Annotated in this window: 9 protein-coding genes; 3 read left to right on the top strand and 6 right to left on the bottom strand. The window is 36.0% G+C overall.

Going from position 1 to position 4,752, the window contains the following annotated elements; genetic code table 11:
- Window positions 1–58 precede the first annotated feature (58 nt).
- Entirely contained in the window at window positions 59–304 is a 246-nt protein-coding gene (locus AC1DRF_RS17060; RefSeq protein ID WP_043982015.1) for a hypothetical protein, read from the top strand.
- Window positions 305–314: 10 nt separating this feature from the next.
- Here AC1DRF_RS17060 and AC1DRF_RS17055 read toward each other — a convergent pair whose 3' ends face one another.
- The 5 genes from AC1DRF_RS17055 to AC1DRF_RS17035 all read right to left on the bottom strand — a co-directional run bounded on the left by AC1DRF_RS17055 (window position 315) and on the right by AC1DRF_RS17035 (window position 2,700).
- Window positions 315–512 carry a hypothetical protein gene (locus tag AC1DRF_RS17055; RefSeq protein WP_028408811.1) on the bottom strand — a complete coding sequence of 66 codons (198 nt, stop codon included), beginning with the start codon at window positions 510–512 and terminating at the stop codon, window positions 315–317.
- 345 nt (window positions 513–857) lie between these two features.
- On the bottom strand, window positions 858–1,109 hold the full coding sequence (locus tag AC1DRF_RS17050) for a hypothetical protein (RefSeq protein WP_427076272.1): 252 nt from the start codon (window positions 1,107–1,109) through the stop codon (window positions 858–860).
- A gap of 21 nt (window positions 1,110–1,130) precedes the next feature.
- On the bottom strand, window positions 1,131–1,373 hold the full coding sequence (locus tag AC1DRF_RS17045; RefSeq protein ID WP_028408812.1) for a hypothetical protein: 243 nt from the start codon (window positions 1,371–1,373) through the stop codon (window positions 1,131–1,133).
- Window positions 1,374–1,956: 583 nt separating this feature from the next.
- A complete protein-coding gene (locus AC1DRF_RS17040) occupies window positions 1,957–2,145 on the bottom strand; it encodes a hypothetical protein (RefSeq protein WP_014460480.1) in 189 nt (62 codons plus the stop codon).
- Between the two features lie 84 nt (window positions 2,146–2,229).
- Entirely contained in the window at window positions 2,230–2,700 is a 471-nt protein-coding gene (locus tag AC1DRF_RS17035; RefSeq protein WP_328265413.1) for a hypothetical protein, read from the bottom strand.
- 100 nt (window positions 2,701–2,800) lie between these two features.
- Here AC1DRF_RS17035 and AC1DRF_RS17030 point away from each other — a divergent pair, with 100 nt between their 5' ends.
- Together AC1DRF_RS17030 and AC1DRF_RS17025 are read left to right on the top strand one after the other, a co-directional pair.
- On the top strand, window positions 2,801–3,532 hold the full coding sequence (locus tag AC1DRF_RS17030) for a polysaccharide deacetylase family protein (RefSeq protein ID WP_427076273.1): 732 nt from the start codon (window positions 2,801–2,803) through the stop codon (window positions 3,530–3,532).
- Between the two features lie 464 nt (window positions 3,533–3,996).
- Complete coding sequence (locus tag AC1DRF_RS17025; RefSeq protein WP_013056680.1) at window positions 3,997–4,161, top strand: hypothetical protein; 165 nt, start codon at window positions 3,997–3,999, stop codon at window positions 4,159–4,161.
- 122 nt (window positions 4,162–4,283) lie between these two features.
- On the opposite strand, the gene AC1DRF_RS17020 is transcribed toward AC1DRF_RS17025, so the two are convergent.
- A partial coding sequence (locus AC1DRF_RS17020; RefSeq protein ID WP_477741222.1) for a peptidoglycan-binding protein occupies window positions 4,284–4,752 on the bottom strand: 469 nt, incomplete at its 5' end.

The raw sequence follows: 4,752 nt of genomic DNA, 5'->3' as shown, positions 1-4,752 counted from the left end.
ACATATAATAGTGTATTAGATGACTTCTATTAATGTCTCATATGTATCGGGAGGAATTATGAAAATACATCTTCGTTCTCCTCAGATCGTTTTTGATGATCTCACCGTAAATTCGGTTAAAAACAACGCAGGAGTTTTTATAGGGAAGAATGTGCAACAAAATTGGGAAACTACAATCAGCAGCAGTAATTCAGGTTTTGGAACAATTTTGGGAGATGATAATCAACTATCCTATAACACACATCTTGTTCTTGGTGAAGATGATGTAAATGATTCTTTTGAACAGGTCAGAAAGGAGGATTGACTCTACGTTTTTATTCATCATTCTTTTTAGGGATTTTCGCAATGGTGGTATTATTTAAAATTTTATTAGAATCACCAACTACTTTTCCGAAACCATCAGAAATTCGACTTTTATGATTCCACTTATATTGAATATTAACGCCGTAAAATAGGCCTGAACTATTTTGAATTTTGTTTACTTTAATCGAATGATAGTGAATATTAGCCATGGACAACACCTCACAGACAGAAGTTTGCTTCATCACATTCAATATAAAACTGAAAATACATTATCTTATGTTTAAATTCTTATCTGTTCACCTCAAATTGAACGTCTCTTTAACCATTTGAGCTTTTACGTCTTTTCTATGATACTTACTCCGTTTACGATAAAAGTATTCCTGTCATTACCTTTTAGTCTATGTTAATAGCTGCGATTACACCCTAAAATAAGCTAGCAAAAAACCATCTATATAAAAGATGGTTTAACTCTATTACTAATCTATTCTCGCCACTCTGACAGAATAATTAATAGAGTGCTTAAACGGGTATTTGCAGAACCCGTTTTTCCTCATTTAACTTTGTGTAACAGGGGCGTTGTTGATATCTATATTTTCAGAAAAATAGGAATCAACGACATCATTATCGTTAATGATATTTACAACTTGAGAGGCAAAGTTGTTATAGCCGATTATTTCACCAAACCCCGTATTACTTTTCCAATTTACTTGCCAATCTGATTGAGTATTTTCCCCTGTGAAAATACCAGAATTAGTAGAAATATACGTAACATTAAGATTAGTAAATTTTATAATCAACTTTTTCAACTTCTTTCATCTTCTTTTTCCCTAGAATTGAGAAACGGGCTGAGGATTAATATTTTCCGGCTGGGTAATTGGAATGTCACAAACATCTTGATCATTGATGATATTCGTACTGCCCAGTATAGCTGAATTTACAGAAAATCCGTTTCCTAAGTTAAATTTACCTTGGGAATTCCAATCTGGCTGGCTATTTTGACCCGAAGCAATTACTGAATTGGAAACCATACTTACCACATTTATTTGGTTAAAAATGACGGAAACAGGCATTAGTCAATTCCTCCGTTTTCTAAAATTTTAATGTAGTATATGCTTCCTTCTAAAGTATGGTTCAATCGATTTTCTGCAATCAAAAAATGTTAGTTAGGTCTTACAGCTATTCATTTTATCTATTCTTCTTATAAATCGTTTTACACTGCCCTTAATCAGCAAGCCTGAAGGGAGGAAATTATTGATTATCCTTAATAAAGAAAAGTATTTAGTTATCTTTGTGCACAGCTATGTTTTTCTTTTCAATTTGCATTTAGAACATAGTTTTATCAAATAAATAAAGAGATTGAGACATAACGAAATCAATCTACAGACAAACAAACGGGATAAATGGTCTAGTATGGATCGCTTGTTTCACCGGTGTTGATTTCGACGCAAGACGTCGCTTTCCGCGGACGGCCAATGAGCTTCCTCGCCACTTTTGCTCCTGCAGGGTCTCACCTCTTCCGCTTTTCCTCCAGAACTCTTCACCTTAGAAGCACCTACATACAGCCTACGTTMACCCTACCAATGAAAAAATCCGAACGTGTTTGATTCTTGATGGAGAATCAAACACGTTCGGATTTTCTTGTCCCAGCTTTTTTTAAAGTTCTTTAATATATTCAATGACCGAATCTGGAAATTCGTTTCGAATTCCGCAATTTCCACAATAAAATCCGCTATATTCGTCTGTCGCAACGTACTGTCTTAAAAGAAACAATGTTAACCTGTTTGGGAGACCGCATTCTGTGCAAAACGCCAGGTATTTGCTGCGCTGTCTGTTTGCTGACATACGTTTCATCCTTTCGATTAACTATAGAAAGCGTTTTCTTATTTATATGGAGCTTTCTTATTAGTTTATGACAGCAATTACGGTCTACCTCCAATTATTGTCGCGACGAGAAGGGCGGAATAAACGCAGAATTAAATTAATTATAAGCACAATAGCTAAAATGTTAATTAACAACCCAAAAATCCCGCCCAGTGCACCCATATGACCAAGCAAACCCCCAAATAACATTCCTGCCAGGCCGCCATAAAGCAGTCCACGGGCGAATCCTCCTCGTTTTGAACGGGTAACTCCTCGATTTACAGTTCCATTTCTGCGGTTTGAAAAATTAGACCTCGGCTCATTTTGTCTAACGCTTGGCTGTCTATTAAAGGACCGCTTCCCCGAACGATACGACCTTGCACTTACGTTATAGTCATCATGATAGGAAATATATTCAGCTAAGGGAGATAAACTTAGCGAAAAAATCAATGCTACGGCAATCATTATTTTTTTCATCTGCTTTTTCCTTTCTTCACCTAATAGTAACTGTTTATTATAGTACGCTGTTTCATGCATATCATACGCTTTGACACAAAAGGGAAATTCAGCTTCATACAAAATTTTTAATCGGGTATCATAACGTTATACTTTGCCCTAGAAAGGAGCGTGCATGTACATGATACGAAGAATTAGCATACTGCTTTTTACACTGTGTTTCTTATTTAATGGAGCCCTTCCTGCACTATGTAAAGCGGAACAAGTAAAAAATGTAGCTGTGCGTGACCGTTTGCTTTATCAAGGTAATAACCAACTAAAGCAAACCGCCCTAACATTTGATGATGGACCAGATCCGCGCTTTACTCCACATGTATTGGATCAATTGAAAAAGCATGGTATTAAAGCAACCTTTTTTCTTATTGGGGCAAAAGCTCACGAACACCCTGAGCTGGTGAAAAGAATGGTAGCCGAAGGTCATGCTGTTGGGATTCATACCTATTGGCACCCCAATTTACTAAAGGAATCTACTGAAAAGTTTCACTGGGAAATTGCCAAAACTCAGGCTATTATTAAAAACATTACCGGTTTTGAAACACAGCTGTTTCGTCCTCCATATGGAAATTTAACGAAAGAAATGATCAACGAGCTGCCAAATGAAAATGTCTATGCGATTAACTGGTCTTCTGATTCATTAGACTGGAAGCAAATCCCAGAAACAGAAATCACCAATAATGTATTTAAGAACATGCATGCCGGAACAATTGTTTTGATGCACGACGGCGGCCATTGGACCATGAACCTTTCTAACACCGCAAAGTCACTGGATACCATCATTCCTAGACTTAAGCAAGAAGGATATCATTTTGTGACCGTCCCAGAACTTTTGCACATCCCTTATCCAAAAAATTAAGCTCCAAAGAGTTTCTGATTTAGAAACTCTTTGGAGCTTTACGATTTCCCTTGATAGAAAGTAAATATGCCTCTCCTACAAAAAGAGCGTGTCAAAAGATCTAATTTAAATCCATCTTAACACTCAAAAATATGCCTTATTTCTTCAAAACATTATCATACTAAAGATACAAAAAGAGACATTCTTTTTTTGTTCCATCCCTCTACAATAGAGGGAATTTACGGATAACCTCTAAAATAGGTTTTAAGTTGCATGATTAGGAGTAAATATTACTATAACTACTCTCATATTTTTAGACAAGCTGCATATATATAAAATGAGAGAGTCGAACGCATTCCACATATCCCTAAATTTCTTCTTCTCACAAAAAAATTGACGAACTTTTTTTGTCAACAGGTGCGTATAGATATGATAGAATTCCTATATAATGACCTGGATTCATTTCTAAACAAGGAGTTTTGACTATGATTAATGAACAAGAGACGTTGTTATTTATTAAAGAACTTGGCCGCTTGTTGAAAGACTATCAAAACTGTTCAAACGCCTCTGTAAAAAGTGAAATATATAAAGATATCGTGTTGTTGAGCAATGTTATCCAGTTAGATCACGTGAACGTTTCTTACGCTTAGAAAATCCTTTTTATTTCTTTATAAATTTCAGTTTTTCTACTATAACTACAGAAAAGGAAGAAAGGAGACGATTTCCATCCATCTCCTTTCTTCCTTTTCTCGTTATCGGTTTTTGTGGTTATTTAGAACATAGTTTTATTAAAATTATTGTAGAGTTTTTCGAGTGTCTTCGGTCCAACTATTCCATCTACCTGCAGATAAAGTGCTTGTTGAAAAGCTTTTACCGCTTTGAAAGTGGAAGACCCGAATATACCGTCTGCGCCTCCAAAAAGAGAATAACCTAAGTGAATAAGCATACGCTGAATTAACTGTACGTGATTTCCTCGATCTCCGTATTTAATTAACATGCTTGAAGCCTTTGGCGTCTGTTTTTTAGGTCCTTTTCCACTTTGAAGCTCCGACAAAGATAAACTGAATGTATATTGAAAATGAGGGTAATCTTTTAAGCTTGTCCAATCTCCTCCCCATTCCAACCCAATCCTTTTTCCTATCTCTCCCGCTTTGTTCCATCTTCGATCAATGGTCCAGTCAACTTTTCCGTCGTTATCAAGCAGCGCAATGTCAAAAGCTAGTCCATAGTTATGATAAGAA

The sequence above is a fragment of the Priestia sp. P5_B4 genome (genome assembly GCF_056400385.1).
This window is presented reverse-complemented; position numbering and strand designations above follow the sequence as displayed.